Source organism: Actinoplanes sp. NPDC051388 (assembly GCF_055586225.1).
Genome location: NZ_JBVJIP010000030.1, coordinates 25,573 through 43,766, shown reverse-complemented (window position 1 = coordinate 43,766; position 18,194 = coordinate 25,573). Strand labels below are relative to the sequence as shown.

Genomic DNA, 18,194 nt, shown 5'->3' with positions numbered 1-18,194 from the left:
AATGTGTTGGCTCATGGCGGTCCACGAGCGCTCCGCGTTTTTCCTTTCGCTTTTCCTCGCGGCGCGCAGTTTCGTGCTGCCCGCGTGCCCTTTTGACCCGCGGCGGAAAACCCATGCAAGCCCGTGTTGGACAACGCGAGAGGACATCAATGAACAACCCTCGACGGCGGGCGCTGGCCGCGGCCGCCGCCACCCTCATAACGGCCGGGCTGATCGGCCCGGCCACCCGTGCCGAGGCGGCGCCACAGTGGGAGAAGGGCGTGCCGCCGATCGCCACGCCGTGGACCGACGAGGTCGGTCCGGCCAACGCGCTGCCGGAATACCCCCGCCCGCAGCTCACCCGTGACGCGTGGCAGAACCTCAACGGCGTCTGGCAGTTCGCCCGGGCCGAGGTCAACGAGGCGCCGCCGGTCGGGCGTGCCCTCAACGAGCGCGTGCTGGTCCCGTACCCGATCGAATCTGCCCTTTCCGGGATCCAGCGGCACGAGGACCGCATGTGGTACCGCCGCACCTTCACCGTGCCCGCCGCCTGGCAGGGCAAGCGGCTGGTGCTGCACTTCGGCGCGGTCGACTACGACGCCAAGGTCTGGGTCAACGGCACCCAGGTGGCCACCCACCGCGGCGGCTACGACGGCTTCGACGTGGACGTCACCAACGCCCTGCGCGGCAACGGCCCGCAGGAGCTCATCGTCTGGGCCGAGGACCTGACCGACGCCACCGGGCAGCCGATCGGCAAGCAGCGCCGGCAGTCCGACCGCGGCATCTTCTATCAGGGCAGCTCCGGCATCTGGCGCACGGTGTGGATGGAGCCGGTCGGCGCCTCCAGCATCGAGAGCCTGAAGACCACTCCGGACATCACCGCGGGTGCGCTCAAGCTGACCGCCAAGACGGTGAACGGCGCCGGGCTGACCGTTAAGGCGGTGGCCCGCAACGCGAACGGCGGCATCGTCGGCCAGGTGACCGGCCCCGCCGACACCCAGCTCACGCTGCCGGTGCGCAACCCCAAGCTGTGGTCGCCGGACAACCCCTACCTGTACGGGCTCGAGGTGCAGCTGCTCAGCGGCAGCACCCCGGTGGACACCGTCGGGTCGTACTTCGGCCTGCGCGAGGTCAGCAAGAAGGCCGGCGCGGACGGCAAGCTGCGGATCGCGCTGAACGGCCAGATCCTGTTCAACCTGGCCACTCTGGACCAGGGCTTCTGGCCGGACGGGCTGAACACCGCGCCGACCGACGCCGCCCTGCGCTTCGACCTGGAGGCGCACAAGCGCCTCGGCTTCAACACCGTCCGCAAGCACATCAAGGTGGAGCCGGACCGCTGGTTCTACTGGGCGGACAAGCTCGGCCTGATGGTCTGGCAGGACATGCCGTCGTCGAACACCGGGCCGATCCCGGAGGCGTGGCGCGGCCAGTTCGAGGCCGAGCTGCACGAGATGGTCCGCGAGCACGACAGCTGGACCTCGATCGTCGCCTGGGTGCCGTTCAACGAGGGCTGGGGCGAGTGGGACCGCACCGCGACCGGCCGGATCGCGGACGAGGTCAAGGCGCAGGACCCGAGCCGCCTGGTCAACGCGCACAGCGGCGTGAACTGCTGCAACTCCAAGGGTGACTCGGGGCGCGGCGACGTGCTCGACCACCACGAGTACAACGACGGCGGACCGGCGTCGCCGGCGCCGGACGCGAACCGGGTGTCCATCGACGGTGAGCACGGCGGATTCGGCCTCGAGGTGCCCAACCACATGTGGTTCGGCGAGGGGCACGGCTACGCGGACCTCTTCCCGAACTCGGACGCGCTGACCCGGCGGTACGTGACCAACGAGCAGGACGCCATCACGGCTGCCCAGCGGTGCGGCATCAGCGGCTCGATCTACACCCAGATCACCGATGTCGAGCACGAGGTCAACGGCTTTTACACGTACGACCGGCAGGTCGAGAAGATGGACTTCACCAAGGTCCGCAACGTGAACAAGCGCATCATCCGGGAGGCCGACGGCTCGGCGGCCAACACGCCGCAGCCGCCGCCCGGCACCCCCGGCCTGACCGGCGTCTCGTACTACCCGCTGGACGGCAACGCCACGGACGCGGCCGGTGACCACGACGGCACGCTGGTCGGCGACCCCGGCTTCGTGGACGCGCACCAGGGTCAGGGCATCAACCTGAACGGGTCGTCGCAGCTGATCGACCTGGGCGCGCCGGTGCTGGACACGTCGACCGACTACTCGGCGTCGGCCTGGGTCAAGCTGGACAAGGCGGACGGCGCCTTCCAGACCGTCGTCAGCCAGGACGGCCCGAGCGCCAGCGACTTCTTCCTGCAGTACTCCGGCGCCGACCAGCGCTTCGCGATGAGCTTCGCCGGGGTGCGGGCGCTGGCTCCGGTCAAGCCGGACGTCGGCCGCTGGTACCACCTGGTCGGCGTGCGCGACTCGGTCAAGGGCGAGCTGCGGCTCTACGTGGACGGTCAGCTGGCCGGCTCGGTCGGCGCCTGCCTGTCGTCGTCCACCCCGACCGGCCACACGGTGATCGGCCGCGGCAAGTTCGGCGGCAACCCGGTCGACTACCTGGACGGCGTGGCCGACCAGGTCCACCTGTACGACCGCGCGCTCTCGGCGGCCGAGGTGCAGACGCTGTTCGACCAGGAGAAGTAGCGGATCCACGACTGATCGGCAGGCCATGGCGTCACGTGAACCTAGCGTGACGCCATGGCCGTCTTACGCATCGCCACGTTCAACCTGGAAAACTTCGACGAGGAACCCGCACTGCCGGCGCGCATCGAGCTGATGCGGCCGCAGATCGTGCGACTGAACGCCGACATCGCCTGCTTCCAGGAGGTGCACGGGCAGGAACGGCCGGGACAGCCGCGCGCCCTGCACGCCCTGACCGCCCTGCTGTCCGGCACCAACCTGGCCGGCGCCGCGCTGGTCAGCACCAAGCCCAAGGACGACGGCGTCTACGACGAGCGCAACCTGGTGGTGGCCAGCCTGTTCCCGGTGCTGGGCCGCGAGCAACTGCGCAACGACCTCGTCGCCGCGCCCACCTATCGCCGGCTGACCGCGGAGCCGATCGACCCGTTCCCGGTGGAGATCGGCGTCGAGCGACCCATCCTGCACGTCACGCTCGAGGTGGCGGGGGTGCCGTTGCACGTGATCAACGTGCACCTGAAGTCGAAGCTGCCGACCCCGATCCCGGGCGGCATGCTGGACAACTTCACCTGGCGTACGGCAGACACCTGGGCCGAAGGCACCTTCCTGTCGTCGATGAAGCGGATGGGGCAGGCGCTCGAGGTGCGGCGGCTGGTCGACCAGATCCTGGACGCCGACCCGGCCGCGCGGATCGTGGTGGCCGGCGACTTCAACGCGACGCCGGACGAGATCCCGGTGATGGCCATCCGCGGGACCGTCGAGGACACCGGCAACCCCGCGCTGGCCGGGCGGGTGCTGGTGCCGATCGAGAACACCGTCCCGGAGAGCAGCCGCTACACCCTCTTCCACCAGGGCCGCGGCAACATGCTCGACCACATGCTGGTGACCCGGAACCTGCTCGCCCACTACCGCGGCTCGGAGATCCACAACGAGCTGCTGCACGACGAATCCGCCTCGTTCGCGACGGATGCGAAGTTCCCCGAGTCCGATCACGCTCCGGTGGTCGCCACGTTCGAGTTTTTGTCGTAGCGGCGTTGTAGGTTCCCGGCATGCTCATCGACTACGGCGCGCCCGGCGTGTTCACCACGCTGGCGCCGGCGCAGGTCCCGCTCTTCGACGGCCTGCCGCCGACGCCGGCCGCCATCTGCGGCGTCGTCCAGGGCCTGGTGATCCAGCCGGCCGATCATCCGGACCGCGCCGAGGAGCGAAACCTGCGCCCGGCGAGCGCGATGGTCGACGCGCTGCTGGCCCGCTCGCCGGCGCCGCTCTGGCCGCGCCCGGCGCCGGCGCGCACGGTCGGCACGTGCCGCAACTTCACCGTGCTGGCGGTGGCGCTGCTGCGCATGCGCGGGGTGCCGGCGCGGGCGAGATGCGGCTTCGGCACCTATTTCCAGGACGGCGTCGGCCTGGACCACTGGGTTGTCGAATACTGGGGCGACGACGAGCGCCGCTGGGTCCGGATCGACGCCGAGTGGCTGGGCACCGACCGGGTGCCGGACGCGGCCGACCTGGCGCCGGGCGAGTTCCTGACCGGCGGCGAGGCGTGGCAGGCCTTCCGCGGTGGCACCATCGACCCGACCAGGTTCGGCGTCTGGGGCACCAGCCACGCCTGGGGCGAGGCCGAGATCCGCGGCAACGCCATCCGCGACCTGGCGTGCCTGATGCGCATCGAGACCCTGCCGTGGGACGAGTGGGGCCGCATGGCCGAGTCCTATGCGGGCAAGACCGGCCCGGACTACGACACCCTGATCGACGAGGTGGCCGCGACGTGCGCCGCCGACGACCCGGCCGCGATAGCCGCGCTCTACGCGTCGGCCGACCTCGCGGTCCCGGCCGAGATCACCGGCGGCTGACCGTGGCGACGCACGCGCCGGCTGACTTCCGCCACCAGCATGCCGCGCTCTTTGCCTTCGCCGGCCTCCCGGTCCCCGTCGAGATCGCCGGGGCCTGACCGTGGCGACGCACGCCGTCTATCCCGGCACCTTCGACCCCTTCACCCCCGGCCACCGGGACGTGGTCGACCGGGTGCGCCACCTCTTCGACCGGGTGACGATCCTGGTGGCGATAAACGCCGAAAAGCATCCGACGGCGCCGCCGGAGCAGCGCCTGCGGACGGTCGACCTCCCGCCGGCGTGGACCAACGTGACGGTGGCGGCCTGGGCGGGCCTGACAGCCACCTTCTGCCACCAGCACAACGCAAACGTGATCATCCGAGGCGTCCGCAACGCCGCCGACCTGATCGGGGAGTCCCGCCTGGCCGCGATGAACGAAACCCTGGGCATCCCCACCCTCCTGATCCCAGCCCGCCCCGACTTGGCAACGATCTCCTCCACCGTGATGAGAGCCCTCCACACCTGACCGATCGCCGCCCCCGCGCGCTCCGAGAGCCCACCGCTGCAGGTGCAGCCGGAGCCCTGGTCGGGCCGGTCGACGAATCGAGGTGACCGGGAGTGGTCCGCGCGGCGCCGGTGTGCGGGTGCCGGAGGTGACCAAGACGGTGTCGGCGCCCGCCCTGAACTGAGTTTCAGGTCTGTCCACGGTGGGTCATGACCGTGGACAGACGACGTTCTTCCGGCGGGCACCGGTCGGCGGATGGCCTTGCTCTCGACGGCGGGCTTCGGTCGTTGCCGGATGTGTCGACGTCGGCGGCGTGTGTCGGCGTGCATGTGGGTTGCTGGTTCGAACGTGGCTGCCGGGGTGCGGGTGGATGGGGCTAGCGTGAGGCGGTGGCGACGGACAAGTGGGCCTCCTGGTTGTTGCAGCGGCGCGACGGCGGCGATCCGGGCGTGCGAAAGGGTCATCATCCGTCGTTGATCGCCTTTCGTGACGGGGTGCTCGAGCGCGCCGCGATCACCGACGGCGACGTCGTCCTCGACGTGGGCACCGGCACCGGCCTGATCGGATTCGGCGCGCTCGAACGCGTGGGTAAGTCCGGCCGCGTCATCTTCAGCGACGTCTCCGACGCCCTCCTGGACGAATGTCGCCGCGAGGCCGGCGATGACCCGAGGTGCTCCTTCGTGCGCGCATCCGCCGACGACCTGGCCGGCATCCCCGACTCGTCGGTGGACGTGGCAACCACCCGCTCGGTCCTGATGTATCTCCCGGACAAGCCGCAGGGCTTCCACGAACTGGCCCGGGTGCTGCGACCGGGCGGCCGGCTCTCCATCTTCGAGCCGATCAACAGCTTCGGGGCGGGAGACGCACCCGGAACGTTCCTGGGCCTGGACCTGACCCCGGTGAGCGACCTGATCGCCAAGGTGCTGACGGCCTACACCGCAGAGGCCGTCATAGTTGACTTCGACGAGCGAGACCTCCTCCGCTGGACGGCGGAGGCCGGCTTCACCGAGATCAAGCTGGACTACCGAGCCGAGATCAACACCCCCGCCCCACCGTTGCCGGCCGACTGGAACGTCCTGCGCAACACGGCCCCCAACCCGCTGGCGCCGACCTACCAGGAGGCCATCACCACCACCCTGACCACCCAGGAACAGCAGCGCTTCACATCCGAAATCGAGTCCCAGCTGGCCGCCGCAACCCCGCGCCGAACCACTTCCGCCACCGCCTACCTGAGCGCAACCCTCTAACCCTGACCCGACCTGATCCCGCCGCACCCGTCCACGCCACACCTGTCCGCGCCAGGTCCCGTTGGGGCTGGGCCCATTCCGTGCCGCGGCCCGTTCGTTTCGGACCTTCCGTGCCGCGCCCGATTGCCGCCGGGAACCCGTCCGCGCCACAACCGTTCGTGCGGCACCCGTCCGCGCTGCGCGCACCTTGCGCGCGTTGCGCTTGTCCGCGCCGGACGGGCCACGACTGTGCGCGCCGCACCGTTCAGTGCCAGACCTCGACCGCGCCGTGGCCGCGCCCGTCACCGCCCAATCGGGCGGCCTGCCCGCTTCGTCCTGACCGCAGATGTCGTGCCTCGGAGCCGCGACCTCGCCGCCAGACCTAGCGGCTTCAGGACTGTGGCGGTCGCTCATGGTGATGTGATGTAATAGTGAGCAAGCATCACTATCTGGTGGGCTCACGGTTGGAGGCGGGATGGCGGGGGATCGGCATGTTGCGGCGCTTGATCGGGTGCTTGCGCTTGTGGTGCAGCTCAATCACGACATGACTTCGAGCCTTGCTCAGGATGATCTGACGGTTTCCCGGGCGACTCTCCTGTGGACGCTCGCCCAGTCCGGGCCCAGCTCGCAGCGGGCACTCGCGCAGGCCCTCGGGGTCAGCGCGCGCACCGTCACCGGGCTCGTCGACGGGCTCGAGGCCGGTGGGTTCGTGACCCGGGAGCCGCATCCCACGGATCGGCGGGCGCTTCTCGTGACGTTCACCCGCAAGGGCGACGAGTGGCTGCAGCGGCAGCGGGGCGAGCAGGTCGAGCTGGCTCGGGCGTTGTTCGGGAAGATGGACAAGGCCCGGTTCGAGGAGTTCGTGGCGGGGCTCGACGAGGTGCTCCGCACCCTCCAGGACCTCGGCATCGACACCAGAGCCGCGGTGCGGACATGACGGCGGGGGAGCGCGGTCGGGGCTGGTGGGTTCGGATCGGGCGCGGGCTCCGGTTCGTCTGGCGTTATGAGGTGCGGCTCTGGGCTGATCTGTTTCGGTGGGTCGGCCGGCGGCCGCTGCCCGCGCGGGACGGGGACACTTTGTTTCCCTATCACGGCGCGGTGCGGATGGTGTTGTGGATCCTGATCGGGGTGTCCGCGATCGAGGTCCCGATGATGCACGTGATCCTGTGGCGGTGGGCCACCGTGCGTGATGCGGTGCTCGTGCTCGGCATCTACGGTCTGGTGTGGATGGTCGGGTTGTGGGCGATGATGATCCGCAACCCGCACGCCGTCGGGCCGCTCGGGCTTCGCATCCGCAACGGGCCGGGAGTCGACGTTTCGGTGCCCTGGGCGGCCGTCGAGACGGTCCGGGTGCGGCGGCGGTCGCTTCCGCCGGAGGGGCAGACCCAGGTGGAGGAGGACGGATCCGCGCGGGTGCTGTCGATCGGGGTCGGCAGTCAGACCAGCGTCGACGTGGTGTTGCGCGAGCCGCTGGTGGTCGGGATCGCCAAGACCAGAGGGCGGCCGGTCACCCAGATCCGGTTCCACGCCGACGATCCGGAGGGGCTGGTGCGCGTCGCGCACGAGCAGCTCGCGCCGGGCGGTAATGTGCCGGCATGACCGAGGTTCGGCTGCGGCCGGTGCAAGACGGGGACCTCGACGCGATCTTCGAGATGATGCGCGACCCCGAGGCGGTGCGGATGGCCGCGTTCACCGCGGACGACCCCTCGGACCGGGTCGCGTTCGAAGCCCACATGCACCGAATCCGCACCGCCCCGACGATGCTGGTGCGTGCGGTCGTGGTGGACGGCGAGCTGGCCGGCACGATCGGCTCGTTCGTGGCCGAGGGCAACACCGAGGTGACCTATTGGATCGCCCGGCCGTTCTGGGGCCGCGGGATCGCCACCCGGGCGCTCACGCTGCTGCTCGACATGGTGCCGGTGCGGCCGATCATGGCCCGCGTCGCCGAGGACAACGCGGGCTCCCGCAGGGTCCTCGAGAAGTGCGGCTTCCGCCGCATCGGTTCGGAGGTCGCGTACGCGACGGCCCGCCACACCGAGATCACCGAGCACCACCTCTCCCTCGACTGACAGCGTCAGGGCACCTCGGACGGGCGGATGCCGGTCAGGCGCTGGGCCAGCACGATCACCCTGGCGTCGGAGTCCTTCCAGCCGTCCTCGAACTCGTCCGTGGGCGCACGCAGGCCCAGGGCGCTCAGGAGGTGGTCCAGATGCCCGGGATCGGAGCCCCACATGGTCTCCGGGGACGGGTAGCCCGGATCGAATGCGGTGATCATGACGCCGCTTTTCGCGTACCCGAAATGGGCCTGTCCTGGGGAGCGGGAGAGCGCGACGGCCTCGCCGGAGGGGGCCGACGCCGAGGCCGCGTCCGTTTCTGATCTGGTCACCGACCAGCCTGCCTCGCCCCGGACGTAGAGCAGGTGATAGCTCTCGCCCAGCCGGTCGCACAACGCCTGTGCCTGCACCAGATCGTCCACCCCGCCAGCGTAGGCTGCCGTCGTGGCGGACCTCGAGATGGCGGCCGGCAGTGTGACCGGCAACCGGTACGACGCGAACTACGACAAGCTGCGCGTCCATCCGGAAAAGCGGCTGGCCGTGGTCGCCGACGGCATGGGTGACGGCGAGGGCAGCGACCTGGCCGGCACCACGGCGGTCGACACGTTCGGCGCGGCGGCCCGTCCCGACGCGCCGAGCCTGCGCGCGGCCGTCGCCGAGGTGCAGCGCCGCGTGCTCGCCGCGGGGGAGACCACCACCGGGCTCACCGGGTGCACGCTGACCGGGTTCGTGGCCGAAAATGACAATGCGTGGATCATTCAGCTCGGGGACTCGCGGGTCTATCGTCTGCGCGCCGGACTGCTCGAACTGCTCACCGTCGACCACACGATGGCCTGGCTCGGCGCCGTGCACGGCTGGTGGGCGTTCGAGTCCGCCGAGGCCCGAGCCGCCCGCTACCGCCTGACCCGGTTCGCCGGACACCCCGACGCGCCCGAGCCCGACCTGCTCAACGTCGCGCTGCACGCGGGCGACCGCTTCCTGTTGTGCACCGACGGCCTGTCCGAGCAGGTCCCCTACGCGCGCATCCAGACCGCGCTGTCGGGCGCGCCGGCCGACGCGGTCGACGAGTTGCTGGACGAGTCGCTGACGGCCGGCGGCAACGACAACGCCACCGCGGTCGTGATCGAGGTCAGCTCTTCTTGAAGAAGCGGTAGACCGACGTGTACTTGACCGCCTTCGTCTGGCCCTCCGCGCATCCGCCGGCCGGCGCGACGCCGCCCACCGTGGCCAGGCGCTGCACGAACGTGACGCCACCGAACGTGCCGGCCCCGGTGGTCCGCTTCGCCTCGACGAGCAGCTGCGGGATGCTGTTCGGCGTGTCGGACGGCGCGGACTTCGGGTTCTGCCCCTCGATCAGCGTGCCGTCGGTGTCCGACTGCCAGCTCGGCCCGCGGAAGTGGATCGCGCTGACCCGCTTGACCGGCCGCAGCTCGATGCCGGTGAGCACGGCGGCGGGCTCGTTCAGCGTCCACGCGCCGGCCGCGGTGCAGCCGTAATTTTGCACGCCGCGCGCCTTGAACACCGAGGTCATCGTGTTGCCGGCCGGCGGCACCAGGTCGACCGGCACCTTGAGCTGGGCGCCGACGAAACCGTCGGCCTGCGCGGCCGACTGGTCGGCGGCCGGAGCGGGCGCGGCGGCCGGCTTGTCGGCGGCGAAGGAATTACCAGCTGTCACGGCGACAGCGCCGAGAGCTGCGGCACTGACCGAGGCCAGGATGCGGAAGGTGCGCTTCTTCACGAGCAAGGTCCTTACGGTGGGTGACATCAGGCGGGACCGACCCTAGCGAAGACGATGTTTAGCGCGTGTATAAGTTTCGCTATGGCGCGGGCCAGGATTTCTGCGTGCGGGTGCCGTCGATGCCCGGCGACTGTGGATAGTCCTGGCTGGGCAGGGTCGCCTTGATGGCCCGGCTCCACTGCAGATAGGAAGCCCCGGCGGGCAGTTCGCGCAGCGTCTGCAGGGCGAAATAGGTGAACGCGCCGTTCGGCCGCCCGTCGAAGTGGGCGTCGTAGCTGAACTCCAGGTCGGTGCAGCCCGACATCAGCAGCGCCGCGTGCCGGGGCCGTCCGGCGGCCACCCGCGGCATCTTCGCCGCCCGCGCGGCCTCGGCCGGCTCCAGGAACACCGCGGGCGGCAGGAACCGCACCCGGTCGGCGTCCGTCCGGGTGGACGGCGCGAACCGCGCGACGGTGCCGGAGTGGCAGGAATCGGAGATCATCACGACCCGTACGCCGCGCGCCCGGTCACTGAGGATGTCGTGGAGCTCGTCGTCGAGCAGCGGCCCACGGGTGCCGATGTCGTGCGGCACCAGGGCTTCGTCCCGCCCGTCCGGCTCGTCGCCGTTGTCGTCACGAACCCAGGTGCCGTGCCCGGAGTACGTGATCACGACCAGGTCACCCGATCCGGCGGCCCGCAGCACCCGCCGCATGCCGTCCCGGATCCCGTCCCCGGTGGCCTGGGCGTCCAGCATCAGCTCGGTGCCGAACCCGCGCTTGGCCAGCTCCTCGGCCCAGTCGTTGGCGTCGTTCACGCAACCGGCGAGGTCACTGCCGGTGCCGGGGTAGTCGTTGATCCCGATGCAGAGTGCCTGTCTCATCGGGACAGGATGGTGGACGGTGTGCGAGCACGCCGTCACTCATCCGACTGCCGTGGTGTCACATGGGCATGTATCCGGGGAACTGGTGGACCGGCTTGGGCCGGCGCCGGTTCCGCAGCCGGATTCGCAGCAGCAGCCCGACGCCGAGGAAGACCAGCACCGCGCCGACGATCAGGCCCGGCCCGAGCAGGCTCGGCGTGCTGCTGCCGGCCGCGGCGGCCTGATCCAGCGGAAGTCCACTGTCGTCGGCCGGCGGGTTGGCGGCGGCAATGGGTTCCTCAGACTCTTCCGCGGAAGGCGAGGGGGAGGGGGACGCGGAGGGCGAAGGCTCGGCGTCCGAAAGGATCTTGCTGGACGAGCTCGCCTGCTCCAGCAACTGCGTCCGGGCGTCGAACGCCTGCGCGTTGAAGCTGACCTCGCCCTCGGGCGCGTCCTCGTCGAACGCCACCCGGTAGCGGGCCGTCACCGTACGCCCGCGGCACAGCGACCCCGGGTCGAACCGCACGTCGGTGAGCCGGGCGGTGTCGCCCTCGGTGCGCACCTGCAGCGGGAACGAGCCGTCGTCCTCGATCCGGTCCACCTTGACCTGGTCGAGGCTGATTCCGTCCACGGTGAGCACCATCGACCAGCGCACCTTCTGGCAGCGGCCCTCGTTGTCGGTGGACACCACCACCTCGACGGTCTCCGCGTCGTCGCCGGCCTCGAACTCGTCGGGCAGCTTCGTGATCTCCACGTCCACCCCGTCGACCTCGGCGTGCGCCGGCGCCGGGAGCAGAACCGCAATGGTCATGGTCAATGCACTCGAGAGCAGCAGGGCAGCAAAGCGATGCCGCACGGCAATCATCTCCTCACGCAGAGGCGTCAGAACCCCCACACGCGTAGTAGTTCGCACGGTCGGGCCAAATGGTTCAGCCGGTGTTCCGGCTCACTGCCGGCGGGGACTTTATTTTTGCCTTAGCTCAGGGTTTCGACTCCATGTCTCCGCAGGTCAGCGCGCTCGGGAAGGAGTGCGATAGCAGGGCCTCGCCAGACCGGCCGCAAAGTTCTGCCGAACGGTTCATCCGAACCGGGCCGCCCTACGTAGATGGGGGAGGGCACGAACAGGCCGCAACCGAGAGTGCAAACGGGCAAAGGAGAGAAGCGGCCCCCGGACCCGCCAGAACTGAAGCGCGGGGCACCCCCCACGGGTGCCGGCGTCCCGACCGCCCACCGACGGACGCGACACCGCTGCGGAGAACGAGGAGTCAATGGCTCGGACGAAGCTCAACCAACGATCCGCCAATCGTGTGGATGTGCCGATGGGCGCCACCGGTGGACGTACGCCGCCGCCGAAGTGGTCGGTGGCGTTGCTCGCCGTCTCGATCATCACGGCCATCTGGGCCGCGGCGATGCTGACCCCGTTCGGTCGCGTCGGGTACTACTACTTCTTCGTGTACTCCGAGTTCTACATGGGCGTGCTGACGCTCGTGTCGCTCTCGATCACCATCATGATCGGACTGGTCGCCACCGACCGGCTGGTCCTGTCGATCCGCCAGCGGGTGCTGCTGCAGTCCGCGCACCGCACGACCGGCGTCATCGCGGTCGCGTCACTGGCGGTGCACATCTGGACCAAGTACATGGAACAGCACATCCGGGCCATCGACATCCTGGTGCCGTTCCTGGCGCCGTACAACACGGTCTATGTCGGTCTCGGCACGCTGTCCGGCTGGATCATGATGCTGGTGATGTGGACGGGTATCGCCCGGTCCAAGTTCATCGGCAAGGGCAAGCCCTGGATGTGGCGCTCGATCCACGCCGTCTCGTACCTGATGTGGCCGATCGCGCTGGTGCACGGCCTCGCCGCCGGCCGCGCCGCGGCCACCTGGGTGATCGTCAGCTACGTGGTCTGCGTGCTGGCCGTGCTGGTCGGCCTGGCCGTGCGCCTCTCGGTCAGCCTGAACCGCAAGAAGGACTTCTCGTCCACCTCGACCGGCAACATGAAGCCGGTCGGCGCGGTGGTGCCCACCCAGCCGGCGGTCCGCAAGCCCCGCCGCCGCGAGCCGGAACCCGAGCCGGTCGCCCCCGCGCAGTGGAGGCCCGCGGGCCCGCGCCCGCCGGCCGGCCCGTCGCCGATCAGCCCGATGCCCACCGGGATGACCCCGAGCAGCGCGATGCCGGCCAGTGCCATGCCGGCCAGCGCGATGCCCGCCAGCGGCATGCCGATCAGCGGGTCGCCGCAGGACCCGCGGTACGACCCCCGCTACGACGACGACCGGCGCGGGCAGCGGTACCCCGACGAGCAGCGGTACCCCGACGAGCAGCGGTACCCCGACGAGGAGCCGCGCCGCCGCCGGTACGCCGACGTCGACGACCCCCGGGTCGCCGCGCCCCGGCAGCGCCGCACGATGGGCGACCGCTACGACGAGCCGACCGGCCAGATGTCCCGTCGCGCGGTGGAGAGCGCCCGCCGCGGCTACGACGAGGACCGGTACGCCGAGGAGGCGCCGCGGGGCCGCCGCCGCGCCGCGGACGACTACCAGGAGCCGCCGGCCGGCCGCCGGTACGCCGAGGACGACCGCTACGACGAGCGGCCGCCGCGGGGTCGCCGCTACGCCGCCGAGGAACCGCCGCCACCCGGGCCGGCGGACACCGGCCGGCACAGCCGCAGCGAGTTCGTCGACCTGGCCGGCCCGTCCACCGACGCGTGGCGGGTGCGGGCCGACCCGAACTACCGGTCCGACGCGAACTACATGGATCCCGACGAGACCCCGACGCTCGTCGACATGGCGTCGCGCCGGGCCCGCCGGCAGGCACAGCAGGAAGAGCCGCCTCGGGCGGCGGGCCGGGGGGCCCGTCGAGGCGGCGGCAGCGGCAGCCGGGGACGTGGCAGTGACGAGGCGCTCGATGACGCGCAGTACTGGCGTCAGCTCAGGGGAGAGGCACAGTGAGTTCGAAGCAGGTCCCGCCGGTCACCAGCATCGGCACACCGCGGATCACCGCGGGCTTCGACGAGTACGGAAGGCTTGACCTGGTCGCTCACCAGGAAGTGCACGGTGGTTTCGCGGCGCTGTCGTCCGGCGAGTTGATCGGGCTCGCCGACCGGATCGAACTGCGCGGCCGGGGTGGCGCGGGGTTCCCGTTCGCCCGCAAGGTGCGCGCGGTGCTCGACTCCTGCCGCCGGCAGGACCTGCCGCCGGTGATCGTGGTCAACGCCACCGAGGGCGAGCCGCCGTCCTGGAAGGACAAGGCGATCCTGACCCGCGGCCCGCACCTGATCCTGGACGGCGCGGCGCTCGCCGCCGCCGCCCTGGACGCCGAGGAGATCGTGATCGGCATCGCCGACGACGGCATCGGGCAGAACTCGCTCGCCGCCGCGCTGGCCGAGCGCCGGATGCCGGTGCCGACCCGGATCGTCACCGTGCCGCACCGGTTCATCTCCGGCGAGGGCGGCGCGCTGGTCCGCGGCATCAACGGCGAGGCGCACATCCCGCCCGGCCGCAAGGTGCGGTCCAGCGACAACGGCGTGATGGGGCTTCCCACGCTGCTGTCGAACGCCGAGACGTACTCGCAGCTCGCGATCGCCGCTCGGCTCGGACCGTGGGAGTACAACGCGGTCGGCACCCCGGACGAGCCGGGCACGGTGATGCTCACCGTGGGCGGTTCGGCCTCCGCGCCGGCCGTCATCGAGGCGCCCACCGGCACCCCGCTGATCGACATCCTCACCATGTGCGGCGCCGACGTCGGCCCGGGCCTGCTGGTCGGCGGCTACCACGGCAAGTGGATCAGCGCCGAGGCCGCGCAGACCGTGCTGATCTCGCGCAAGGGCTTCGCCGCGGTCGGCGGCACGCTGGGCGCCGGCATGATCATCCCGATCGGCTCGAACACCTGCCCGCTGGGCGAGGTCGCGCAGGTCACGCAGTATCTGGCCGGGGAGTCGGCCGGGCAGTGCGGGCCCTGCCGGCTGGGCCTGCCCGACCTGGCCCGCGCGGTCACGCTGGTCGCGCTGGGCGGCAGCGCGCTGGACAACGTGCGGGCCGCGGCCGGCGTGGTCAAGGGCCGGGGCGCGTGCAGCCACCCGGACGGCACGTCCCGGTTCGCGCTCTCCGCGCTCGAGGTCTTCGCCCGCGACGTCGAGGCGCACGCCAACGGCGAGGGCTGCGGCAAGCAGGTCCGCGGCATCCTGCCGCTGCCCTACCACGCCGATCAGGGCGCCCGGAAGCTGGCCGTGGACTGGTCGCGCTGCGACGGTCATGGGCTGTGTTCGGCGGTGGCGCCGGAGATCATCCGGCTGGACGCCAACGGGTTCCCCGCGTTCCCGCAGACGCCGCTGCCGCCGTGGCTGGAGAACGGCGCGCGCAAGGCCGTCAACGTCTGCCCGGCGCTGGCGCTGCGCCTCACGGAGGCGTCGAAGTGAAGCTGCTCCTCGCGCTCCTGGGGGTGCTCCTGGTCGCCGGCTGCGCGCCGGCGAAGGAGGCGCCGGCGGCTCCACGACCGGACACGCTCGCGTTCAGCGGGACGATGATAAACGGCGCCTCCTTCGACGCGGCCTCGCTCAAGGGCAAGCCCGCGCTGCTCTGGTTCTGGGCGCCCTGGTGCGCGACCTGCGCCGGTCAGGCGTCCACCGTGCAGGAGGTCCGCCGGCAATACGGCGACAAGCTCGGCGTCCTGGGCATCGCCGGCATGGGCAGCAACGCGGAGATGAAGGAGTTCGTCAGCGACCTGGAGATCCCGGACGTGCCCGCGCTGGACGACGAGGCCGGCGTGGTGTGGCGCAAGTTCGGCATCACCCAGCAGAGCACGTTCGTCCTGCTCGACAAGGCCGGGACGGTGGTCACCAACGGCTACCTGGACACGGTCGATCTGCCCGCCAAGGTCAAGACCCTGGTGGGCTGACCGGTGTGGGCGCTGGCGCTGACCGCGGGCATGCTCGCCGCGGTGAACCCGTGCGGGTTCGCGCTGCTGCCCGCGTACCTGTCGGTGTTGATCTCCGCGGACGACCCGGCCCGGCCCGGTGGATCCGTCGCGGCCGTCGGCCGCGCACTGCGCTGCACCCTCGCTCTCACCCTGGGGTACGCGCTGGTCTTCGGCGTTTTCGGCCTGCTGCTCACCCCGCTCTCCGGTGTCCTGCTGCCCCGCCTGCCCTGGCTCACCGTGGTCTTCGGCGCCGCGCTGGCCCTGGCCGGCGCCTGGCTCGCCGCCGGGCGTTCGCTCCCGGCGCCCGGCCGTGGCCTGCCCGCGCCCCGGCTGACCGGCTCGCTCCGGTCCACCGTCGTGTTCGGCATGGTCTATGCGATCGCCTCCCTGGGTTGCGCGATCGGCCCCTTCCTGGCCATCGTGATCGCCGGCTCGCTGACCGACGGCCTCCTGCTGTTCGTGCTCTACGCCGCCGGCATGGGCCTGGTGGTCGGGCTGACCGCGGTGGCGGTCGCCCTGGTCCGCACGTCCGTGCTGACCCGCCTGCGCCGGGCGGCCGCGGTCACGCCCCGGATCGGCGGCCTGGTCCTGCTGATCACCGGCGCCTATGTGGCCTGGTACGGCGCCTACGAACTGCGGGTGGCCGCCGACCGCGGGATCGCCGGCACCGACCCGATCGTCAACGCGGCCGGCCGCGTCCAGCAGTGGCTGGCCGCCCTGGTCGGCGGCGCCGGCGCACCGTGGCTGGTCGTCGCGCTGCTGGTCCTGCTGGGCGCCGCCGCCGTCCTGGTCCGGTCGGCGCCGCGCCGGCCCGGCGACCGCGAGCCGGCCCTCGTCGCGGACGGACGCTGACCGATGACCACCGCAAGCCGGATGATCAACGCCGGAATTGAACTGAACCGGTTGAGTTCGTCGTCGGCCGACGTCGACGCCGACCTGTGGCGGCGGTAGGCGCATGGACACAGAGCACCGAGTGCGGCCGCTGCTCGCGACCGACTCGTCCCGATTGGGGCGCAACCGGCTGCTGGGCCGGCTGGGCTCCGGCGGGATGGGCAGGAGCGCGGCCCGCTCTCGTCGGCGCAACTGCACTCGGTGGCGGGCGGGGTGACCTTCGCCCGCGATGGCGAGCCGCTCGGCACGATCACGCTGGGCGGGCAGGCGCCCGAGGTGGGCCGGTCGGTGCTCGGCATGGCCGCCCGCAGTGAGCCGCGGCGGCCCGCCCTATCGGATCGCGATCCACGACATCGACCTGGTGGAGCCGTGACCGGCGGGGACGCCGCGCGCTGGGCGACTGCCGCCTGCTGGGCCGGCGTCCTCGGCGCCGTTCGCCGCCACCCGTTATGACGTCGAGGTGCGGGCGCCACTCCGACCGGGCTGCTGCGCATAGGACAGCGCCTCTTTGGTGAGGTCGAGCCACGGGACGCGGGCGTGCGGCGCGAGCACGAACCACTCGCGCAGCCGCGTGCCCGGGGTCGTCTCGAACCGGCCACCATGACCGTCGGCGACCAGCTCGTCCACCCGCGCCCGGGGCAGCTTGACGGTGAGACAGCCGCCGGCCAGCATCGCGATGATCCGCCCCTGATAACGAAGTGCCTGAGCGCCCAGCCGACGCCCACCGGCCGGCGCCGACACACCGTCCACGGTGATCAAGTCACCGATCAGCGCGTCGAACCGATCCGCCGGCTCCATGGCGGAGATGGTATCCCCAAACGACCCCCCGCGACCTCACGCGAACGGTGACTGTGGCCGGTCCTGCGGGACGCCGTCGACGACCACGTCCACGCGCTCGTCGTAGAACGCGAGCAGGCCGCGGATCTTCGGATTCTCCGGGATGGTCTCCGGGTAGCTCCACGCCACGTCGGCCACCTCCGGGTGCGACCAATATCGCGCCACGCCCTTGAACGGGCATCTGGTCACCGTCTCGCTGCTGGTCAGCACGTCGGTGCGGACGTCCTCGAACGGCAGGTAGTAGCGGGTCGGCAGGTGTGTCTCGAAGAGCACCACCGGCCGCCTGCTGTCCGCCACCCGTTCGCCGCCGATGAACACCTCGACGTGCCGGGAGCTGTGCAGCGCGTCCACCCGGTGGTGCGGGTCGCGGGCGTGCACGAAGACCTGCTCGTCCTCCTCCCACCACTCGAGCGTGTCCCAGGAGAACGTGAGATGGCCCTTGAGCTCGGGGAAGTCGTCGTTGTGCCAGGCCGCGGCGGCGGACCGGCGGTCACCGGCGACCACCGACCAGCGGCCGTCCCGCTCGTCCACGACGGCGCCCGGCCGGACGTCCGCCAGCGGCAGGTAGTAGGTCGGGAGCACGCCCGGGCCGTACTGGACGAGCAGCAGGGCCCGGGTGCTGTCCGCGACGACCCGGTCGCCGAGCCGCACCCGCACGCGGCGCGGGGTCGGCTCGACGGACGGCGGCGGTGGTGCGAAGACGGCCATGCCTCCCGGTATACG

General features: G+C 71.2%; 20 protein-coding genes. 14 read left to right on the top strand and 6 right to left on the bottom strand.

The window, feature by feature from the left end; translation table 11 throughout:
• The first annotated feature begins 149 nt into the window (after nt 1–149).
• The 8 genes from ACZ6TI_RS45270 to ACZ6TI_RS45235 all read left to right on the top strand — a co-directional run bounded on the left by ACZ6TI_RS45270 (nt 150) and on the right by ACZ6TI_RS45235 (nt 8,268).
• Nucleotides 150–2,642, top strand: coding sequence for a LamG-like jellyroll fold domain-containing protein (locus tag ACZ6TI_RS45270; protein ID WP_465351491.1), 2,493 nt, complete (start codon nt 150–152; stop codon nt 2,640–2,642).
• A 54-nt stretch (nt 2,643–2,696) separates the two neighbouring features.
• The gene (locus ACZ6TI_RS45265) at nt 2,697–3,665 is read left to right on the top strand and encodes an endonuclease/exonuclease/phosphatase family protein (protein ID WP_465351490.1); all 969 of its coding nucleotides are present in this window, start codon (nt 2,697–2,699) and stop codon (nt 3,663–3,665) included.
• Between the two features lie 20 nt (nt 3,666–3,685).
• Nucleotides 3,686–4,489, top strand: a complete 804-nt coding sequence (locus ACZ6TI_RS45260; protein ID WP_465351489.1) for a transglutaminase-like domain-containing protein — start codon at nt 3,686–3,688, stop codon at nt 4,487–4,489.
• A gap of 100 nt (nt 4,490–4,589) precedes the next feature.
• Complete coding sequence (coaD, locus tag ACZ6TI_RS45255; RefSeq protein WP_465351488.1) at nt 4,590–4,994, top strand: pantetheine-phosphate adenylyltransferase; 405 nt, start codon at nt 4,590–4,592, stop codon at nt 4,992–4,994.
• A 368-nt stretch (nt 4,995–5,362) separates the two neighbouring features.
• Nucleotides 5,363–6,220, top strand: coding sequence for a methyltransferase domain-containing protein (locus ACZ6TI_RS45250; RefSeq protein WP_465351487.1), 858 nt, complete (start codon nt 5,363–5,365; stop codon nt 6,218–6,220).
• 523 nt (nt 6,221–6,743) lie between these two features.
• The gene (locus ACZ6TI_RS45245; protein WP_465351486.1) at nt 6,744–7,136 is read left to right on the top strand and encodes a MarR family winged helix-turn-helix transcriptional regulator; all 393 of its coding nucleotides are present in this window, start codon (nt 6,744–6,746) and stop codon (nt 7,134–7,136) included.
• The gene (locus ACZ6TI_RS45240; RefSeq protein WP_465351485.1) at nt 7,133–7,798 is read left to right on the top strand and encodes a PH domain-containing protein; all 666 of its coding nucleotides are present in this window, start codon (nt 7,133–7,135) and stop codon (nt 7,796–7,798) included. The genes ACZ6TI_RS45245 and ACZ6TI_RS45240 overlap by 4 nt, the downstream gene beginning before the upstream one ends.
• Complete coding sequence (locus ACZ6TI_RS45235; protein ID WP_465351484.1) at nt 7,795–8,268, top strand: GNAT family N-acetyltransferase; 474 nt, start codon at nt 7,795–7,797, stop codon at nt 8,266–8,268. Before ACZ6TI_RS45240 ends, ACZ6TI_RS45235 begins: the two co-directional genes overlap by 4 nt.
• Nucleotides 8,269–8,273: 5 nt before the next feature.
• Here ACZ6TI_RS45235 and ACZ6TI_RS45230 read toward each other — a convergent pair whose 3' ends face one another.
• On the bottom strand, nt 8,274–8,675 hold the full coding sequence (locus tag ACZ6TI_RS45230; RefSeq protein WP_465351483.1) for a DUF6461 domain-containing protein: 402 nt from the start codon (nt 8,673–8,675) through the stop codon (nt 8,274–8,276).
• A gap of 22 nt (nt 8,676–8,697) precedes the next feature.
• Here ACZ6TI_RS45230 and ACZ6TI_RS45225 point away from each other — a divergent pair, with 22 nt between their 5' ends.
• The gene (locus ACZ6TI_RS45225) at nt 8,698–9,396 is read left to right on the top strand and encodes a PP2C family protein-serine/threonine phosphatase (RefSeq protein ID WP_465351482.1); all 699 of its coding nucleotides are present in this window, start codon (nt 8,698–8,700) and stop codon (nt 9,394–9,396) included.
• Here ACZ6TI_RS45225 and ACZ6TI_RS45220 read toward each other — a convergent pair.
• The 3 genes from ACZ6TI_RS45220 to ACZ6TI_RS45210 all read right to left on the bottom strand — a co-directional run bounded on the left by ACZ6TI_RS45220 (nt 9,383) and on the right by ACZ6TI_RS45210 (nt 11,640).
• On the bottom strand, nt 9,383–9,991 hold the full coding sequence (locus ACZ6TI_RS45220) for a DUF3455 domain-containing protein (RefSeq protein WP_465351481.1): 609 nt from the start codon (nt 9,989–9,991) through the stop codon (nt 9,383–9,385). The genes ACZ6TI_RS45225 and ACZ6TI_RS45220 overlap by 14 nt on opposite strands.
• Nucleotides 9,992–10,070: 79 nt before the next feature.
• On the bottom strand, nt 10,071–10,850 hold the full coding sequence (locus ACZ6TI_RS45215; RefSeq protein WP_465351480.1) for a caspase family protein: 780 nt from the start codon (nt 10,848–10,850) through the stop codon (nt 10,071–10,073).
• A 58-nt stretch (nt 10,851–10,908) separates the two neighbouring features.
• Nucleotides 10,909–11,640, bottom strand: coding sequence for a hypothetical protein (locus tag ACZ6TI_RS45210; protein ID WP_465351479.1), 732 nt, complete (start codon nt 11,638–11,640; stop codon nt 10,909–10,911).
• A 508-nt stretch (nt 11,641–12,148) separates the two neighbouring features.
• Here ACZ6TI_RS45210 and ACZ6TI_RS45205 point away from each other — a divergent pair.
• From ACZ6TI_RS45205 to ACZ6TI_RS45185, 5 genes are all read left to right on the top strand, one after another.
• Nucleotides 12,149–13,777, top strand: a complete 1,629-nt coding sequence (locus tag ACZ6TI_RS45205) for a translation initiation factor III (RefSeq protein ID WP_465351478.1) — start codon at nt 12,149–12,151, stop codon at nt 13,775–13,777.
• Nucleotides 13,774–15,243, top strand: a complete 1,470-nt coding sequence (locus ACZ6TI_RS45200; protein ID WP_465351477.1) for an NADH-ubiquinone oxidoreductase-F iron-sulfur binding region domain-containing protein — start codon at nt 13,774–13,776, stop codon at nt 15,241–15,243. The genes ACZ6TI_RS45205 and ACZ6TI_RS45200 overlap by 4 nt, the downstream gene beginning before the upstream one ends.
• Complete coding sequence (locus tag ACZ6TI_RS45195) at nt 15,240–15,722, top strand: redoxin domain-containing protein (RefSeq protein ID WP_465351476.1); 483 nt, start codon at nt 15,240–15,242, stop codon at nt 15,720–15,722. Before ACZ6TI_RS45200 ends, ACZ6TI_RS45195 begins: the two co-directional genes overlap by 4 nt.
• A gap of 3 nt (nt 15,723–15,725) precedes the next feature.
• Nucleotides 15,726–16,595 (top strand): cytochrome c biogenesis CcdA family protein, encoded by an 870-nt coding sequence (locus tag ACZ6TI_RS45190; RefSeq protein ID WP_465351475.1) that lies wholly within the window; start codon nt 15,726–15,728, stop codon nt 16,593–16,595.
• 252 nt (nt 16,596–16,847) lie between these two features.
• A complete protein-coding gene (locus ACZ6TI_RS45185; RefSeq protein WP_465351474.1) occupies nt 16,848–17,087 on the top strand; it encodes a hypothetical protein in 240 nt (79 codons plus the stop codon).
• On the opposite strand, the gene ACZ6TI_RS45180 is transcribed toward ACZ6TI_RS45185, so the two are convergent.
• Both ACZ6TI_RS45180 and ACZ6TI_RS45175 read right to left on the bottom strand, forming a co-directional pair.
• The gene (locus tag ACZ6TI_RS45180) at nt 17,082–17,432 is read right to left on the bottom strand and encodes a hypothetical protein (RefSeq protein ID WP_465351473.1); all 351 of its coding nucleotides are present in this window, start codon (nt 17,430–17,432) and stop codon (nt 17,082–17,084) included. The genes ACZ6TI_RS45185 and ACZ6TI_RS45180 overlap by 6 nt on opposite strands.
• A 36-nt stretch (nt 17,433–17,468) precedes the next feature.
• A complete protein-coding gene (locus ACZ6TI_RS45175) occupies nt 17,469–18,179 on the bottom strand; it encodes a DUF427 domain-containing protein (RefSeq protein WP_465351472.1) in 711 nt (236 codons plus the stop codon).
• Between the last annotated feature and the right edge of the window lie 15 nt (nt 18,180–18,194).

Excerpts from the sequence above, each read along its gene's own strand:
- ACZ6TI_RS45270 (WP_465351491.1), top strand. The coding sequence starts at position 150 with ATGAACAACCCTCGACGGCGGGCGCTGGCCGCGGCCGCCGCCACCCTC.
- ACZ6TI_RS45265 (WP_465351490.1), top strand. The coding sequence starts at position 2,697 with ATGGCCGTCTTACGCATCGCCACGTTCAACCTGGAAAACTTCGACGAG.
- ACZ6TI_RS45260 (WP_465351489.1), top strand. The coding sequence starts at position 3,686 with ATGCTCATCGACTACGGCGCGCCCGGCGTGTTCACCACGCTGGCGCCG.
- ACZ6TI_RS45245 (WP_465351486.1), top strand. The coding sequence starts at position 6,744 with ATGACTTCGAGCCTTGCTCAGGATGATCTGACGGTTTCCCGGGCGACT.
- ACZ6TI_RS45240 (WP_465351485.1), top strand. The coding sequence starts at position 7,133 with ATGACGGCGGGGGAGCGCGGTCGGGGCTGGTGGGTTCGGATCGGGCGC.
- ACZ6TI_RS45235 (WP_465351484.1), top strand. The coding sequence starts at position 7,795 with ATGACCGAGGTTCGGCTGCGGCCGGTGCAAGACGGGGACCTCGACGCG.
- ACZ6TI_RS45215 (WP_465351480.1), bottom strand. The coding sequence starts at position 10,850 with ATGAGACAGGCACTCTGCATCGGGATCAACGACTACCCCGGCACCGGC.
- ACZ6TI_RS45210 (WP_465351479.1), bottom strand. The coding sequence starts at position 11,640 with ATGACCATTGCGGTTCTGCTCCCGGCGCCGGCGCACGCCGAGGTCGAC.
- ACZ6TI_RS45205 (WP_465351478.1), top strand. The coding sequence starts at position 12,149 with ATGGGCGCCACCGGTGGACGTACGCCGCCGCCGAAGTGGTCGGTGGCG.
- ACZ6TI_RS45180 (WP_465351473.1), bottom strand. The coding sequence starts at position 17,432 with ATGGAGCCGGCGGATCGGTTCGACGCGCTGATCGGTGACTTGATCACC.
- ACZ6TI_RS45175 (WP_465351472.1), bottom strand. The coding sequence starts at position 18,179 with ATGGCCGTCTTCGCACCACCGCCGCCGTCCGTCGAGCCGACCCCGCGC.